This is a genomic window from Paenibacillus sp. 01T422 (genome assembly GCF_056398785.1).
On sequence record NZ_JBFTQB010000545.1, the window covers coordinates 1 to 4,401 of the forward strand.

Genomic DNA, 4,401 nt, shown 5'->3' on the forward strand with positions numbered 1-4,401 from the left:
CAGCGATATGAACAAAACCAATTATGTGACGAAGCTTACGCAAAACAAAGGGGATTTCATCGTCGTCGGCCTGATGCCTAAAGAGGAGCTTACAGCTTCTTCGTGGCGAATCGGGAGCACGATTTTTTCAATTAGCGCTGTTTGTATTTTTATCGCGATATTGCTGCCATCGCTGGTGGTGCTGAATGTCGCTAAGCGAACGAACCTGATTATCCGCTTCACTCGGAAGGTCAAACAAGGCGATTTGACTGCACGGATTCAGGACATTCGGGAGGACGAGCTGGGCCAGATTTCCCGTAGTTTTAACGAGATGATCGACGAATTGAACCAATATATCGATCGCGTATATAAGGCGGATATTAAGCAGAAACATACGGAATTAACTGCCCTGCAAGCCCGTGTTAATCCTCACTTTCTATACAATACACTGGAAGTGATCCGCATGCGGGCGATTTCCCAAGGTGCGCATGATGTTGGTGAAATGATCTACAGCTTATCGGCGTTATTTCGCAGCTTTGTCCAGCAGAAGAAAATATACACGCTGAAGGACGAGCTGGAAGCCTGCCGCTTGTATTTGGAGCTGTTTCAGATTCGCTATAAAGATAAATTTACGTATGCAATCGAATGGGATCGGAAGCTTGCTCCTATTCGTATCATGAAAATGTCACTGCAGCCTATCATTGAGAATTACATCGTGCATGGGTTGCGGAATGAGAGCACCGATAATGAGCTGCGGATTCGAGTGAATCAAGTCGAGGAATTTCTGCACGTTCAAGTGGAAGACAATGGGAACGGGATCACGTCAGAACGTTTGAAAGAGATTGAGCAACTTCTGCAAACGGAGGATTCGGAAGAAGAATCTTTTGGTCTGCGGAGTATTAATCAACGATTGAAGCTTCTGTATGGCAGTAAATATGGCATAGAGCTGAGAAGCACGCCAGGGCATGGAACGACCATAGACGTATGGCTGCCTGTAGACGGCGGGAAGGAGGAATACGATGTTTAGGGTTTTCATTGTTGATGATGAACCATTTATTGTTGAAGGATTGTATGACATCATCGATTGGGCGGAAGCGGGGCTGGAAATTGTCGGGCATGCGGGCAATGGTCAGAAGGCTCTGGAAGCTCTGCAGGAAACTACCGTGGATATCTTATTGACGGATATCTCCATGCCTGTGATGAATGGGCTTGATTTGATTCGTAATGCCAGGACACGACACCCGGACTTGAAAGTAATCGTGCTTAGCGGATTCGATGAGTTTACCTATTTAAAAGAAGGCATGATGCTGGGCATCGAGAATTATTTGCTGAAACCTATAAATATCAAAGAGCTCAAAGCAACTCTTCACAATACGGTTGAGAAGCTGAACTCTTATAAAGAGACACGGCTGGTTCAAGCTTATAGTAAGCAAATTCTGAAAGATAACACTTTGCAGCGCTGGTTGACGCATCAGATTGCACCGACGGAATTCTACGAACGAGCGGATCTGCTGGGCATCAACCTGGATTGCTCGTATATGGCAGTCTGCGTATTACGGATAGAATCAGATGCCGCGGAGGTGTTTGAGACCCTTTCACAGCGAGTGGAAGCTTATGACTGGTTGACGACCTTCTACGATATGGATGGAGATATCGTGCTGCTAGCTGCTATGAATGAGGTTGATCGAGGCAGAAAAAAGTTAAAGGATCTGCTTCGGCAATTTCAAGTCGATCTGCATGATCGTTTACTCCGTATCACCGTTGGCAGCGTAGAACAGCTCTCTGAGCAAACAGGAGAAAGTTACGCCAGCGCGAAGAAAGCGCAAGAATATTTCTGGGTGTACCCGGAGCTCTATATGATCGATGTTAGCGAATTAGTGTTCCACGAAGGCCAGCCAAAGGTGGATTTCTCGATCATTGACTGGTCATGTTATGCCAAGCTGATCGTGGCCAAAGATCAAGAAAACTTAAGGCTGCAAATTCAGAGTGATTTCAAGCGGATTCAAGCCCTGCCAGGAATTACCCCGCAGGATTTCCAGGATATTGCTTATGAGATGGTGATTCATTTCAAAATGGAACTCAAAGCGATCCGCCACACTGAGGAACAGGATGTGTACAATCAAGCTTTTCAACAAATCAGGAGCGCCGTGACGCTGGACGATCTGGAAAAAGCGATCCTGGAAGTTGCTGATATGACGGTTGGATTATTAATATCCGACGTTCGAAGTCCGATCGTGCAGCAAGTACTGAAATATATCCACGAATCGTACGCGGATGAGCTTTCTCTCAAGATGTTAGGAGCTCACTATCACATTCACCCGGTCTACTTAGGACAGCTGTTTCACAAGGAGATTAATGAGTCGTTTACAGAATATATCAATCGGTACCGGATCGAGAAAGCGAAGGAACTGCTCAAAACCACCAATTTGAAGGTACATGTCATTGCCAAAGATGTGGGGTATTGGGAAGTCGGTTATTTCTACAAACAATTCAAAAAGTATGTCGGGATTTCCCCGACCGATTATAGAGGACTGCTCTAGGGAAAACTGGAGTGCAGTCCTTTTTTTGTTTTTTCTTTGATTTGTACATGCTTACATTTAATTTATCGTCTATTTGTAAATGCTTTCATGAGTTACTGTAAATATAGCCCCTCGGGCGTATACAATAGAGCACGGAACAGGGAGGATACACAAATGAGTAAGATCAAAAAACGATGGACTGCGACACTTGGACTGACGCTTGCAGCTTCAATGGTACTTAGTGCATGTGGAAGCAAAGATGCTAGCGATACGAATGGAGCGGGAACGCCGGATAAACCGGTAGAGTTGATTTGGTACACAATCGGAACACCTCAAAAAGACGTTGACCGCGTGATGGCTGAAGTTAGTAAATACACAACACAGAAAATTGGYGTAACCGTAAAAATGAACATGATCGATTGGGGCGACTATCCGCAAAAGATGCAGGTAATGACCGCTTCCGGTACACCTATGGACATTATGTTCACGTCTTCATGGGCATTCGATTATGTACAAAACGCGCGTAAAGGCGCTTTCAAGTCAATTGATGAGCTGCTCCAAAAAAATGGACAAGGCATCGTCAAAGCCTTGGACCCAGCCTTCTTGAACGGCTCTAAAGTAGACGGCCACAACTACGGTGTTCCAGCGAATAAAGAGCTTCCAGCACAAGACGTATGGCGTTTCAACAAAACCCTGGTTGATAAATACAACTTAAATATCGATAACGTCAATTCAATTGAAAGCTTGGAGCCATTGCTGAAAGCGATTAAAGAAAAAGAACCAAACGTTTATGGCTTAGCCGTGGACAAAACCTTCATGCCTTATGTGCCTTATGACTATGTCATTGAAAAAATGCCGATGGCTGTGAAAGTCAACAACCCGGATTATAAAGTCGTCAACATTTTGGATACACCAGAAATGAAACAAGCGCTTCAAGCAATGAACAAATACTACAAAGCGGGATACATTCCGACAGAAGCAGCAACGCTTAGCTCTCTCAACGATGTTCAAGTGACTGGCAAATGGTTCGCGGACAAAGCGACCAATCAGCCTTTCGCAGATAACCTATGGTCAGCAAGCTATGGTTATCCTGTTGTTTCCAAGCAAGCAAGCCCAGCTTTGATCTACAACTGGTCCGTGATGGGTTCCATGCAAGCGATCTCAGCTAATTCCAAATACCCAGAGAAAGCAATGGAGTTCTTGAACTTGCTGAATACAGATCCAGTTCTTCGCAATATGGTTGATTCCGGTATTGAGGGCGTTCATTACAAAAAGCTCGATAACGATAAAATGGAAAACTTACCGGATTCCAAAAACTACGATATGCCAACCTTCGCGCTTGGTAACGTTCTACTGACATACAAAGACAAGAAAGATCCTGAGAACAAATGGGAAGAGTTCAAAAAGTTCAATGACACTGGCGTACCGGCACCACTTCTTGGTTTCAACTTCGATCCTTCGAAAGTGACGGCAGAAATCGCTGCGGTTCAGAACGTGAAAGAAGAGTTCTGGGCGACATTGATGACAGGTACCGTTGATCCTGATAAATTCATTCCACAAGCGAACGAGAAGTTCAAAGCGGCTGGTCTGGATAAAATTATCGCGGAAGCACAAAGTCAGATTGATGCTTGGAAAGCGGCTAACAAAAAATAAGATAGAATTCGGATTAGGCGAATGTCAATCATTCGCCTGATCTTTTTAATCTGATCGTGAGGGGTGATTTTATGAATAGAATAGGAGCATTTCTAAAAGATGTTAAACAAAGTAGAGTGCTGCTGCTGATGGCATTGCCAGCGACGCTTTGGTTCCTGTTCTTCTCTTATTTACCAATGGCCGGTATGGTGATTGCGTTTAAGCAATATCGCTATAGCAGAGACGGCTTTTGGGCAAGCATTGTGGAAAG

The 4,401-nt window shown here is 44.6% G+C and carries 3 protein-coding genes and 1 pseudogene; all 4 read left to right on the plus strand.

Annotated elements, in window-relative coordinates; translation table 11 throughout:
• The coding region (locus AC1DUA_RS25420; protein WP_477502419.1) for a sensor histidine kinase at window positions 1-1,006 on the plus strand (1,006 nt) is incomplete at its 5' end.
• Window positions 999-2,519, plus strand: a complete 1,521-nt coding sequence (locus AC1DUA_RS25425; RefSeq protein WP_477502420.1) for a response regulator — start codon at window positions 999-1,001, stop codon at window positions 2,517-2,519. The genes AC1DUA_RS25420 and AC1DUA_RS25425, both read left to right, overlap by 8 nt.
• Window positions 2,520-2,672: 153 nt before the next feature.
• Window positions 2,673-4,151, plus strand: a complete 1,479-nt coding sequence (locus AC1DUA_RS25430; protein ID WP_477502421.1) for an ABC transporter substrate-binding protein — start codon at window positions 2,673-2,675, stop codon at window positions 4,149-4,151.
• Window positions 4,152-4,222: 71 nt separating this feature from the next.
• Window positions 4,223-4,401 (plus strand): annotated as a pseudogene (locus AC1DUA_RS25435) (sugar ABC transporter permease); the annotation flags it as partial.

Coding starts and splice junctions, on each gene's coding strand:
- AC1DUA_RS25425 (WP_477502420.1), top strand. CDS start 999: ATGTTTAGGGTTTTCATTGTTGATGATGAACCATTTATTGTTGAAGGA.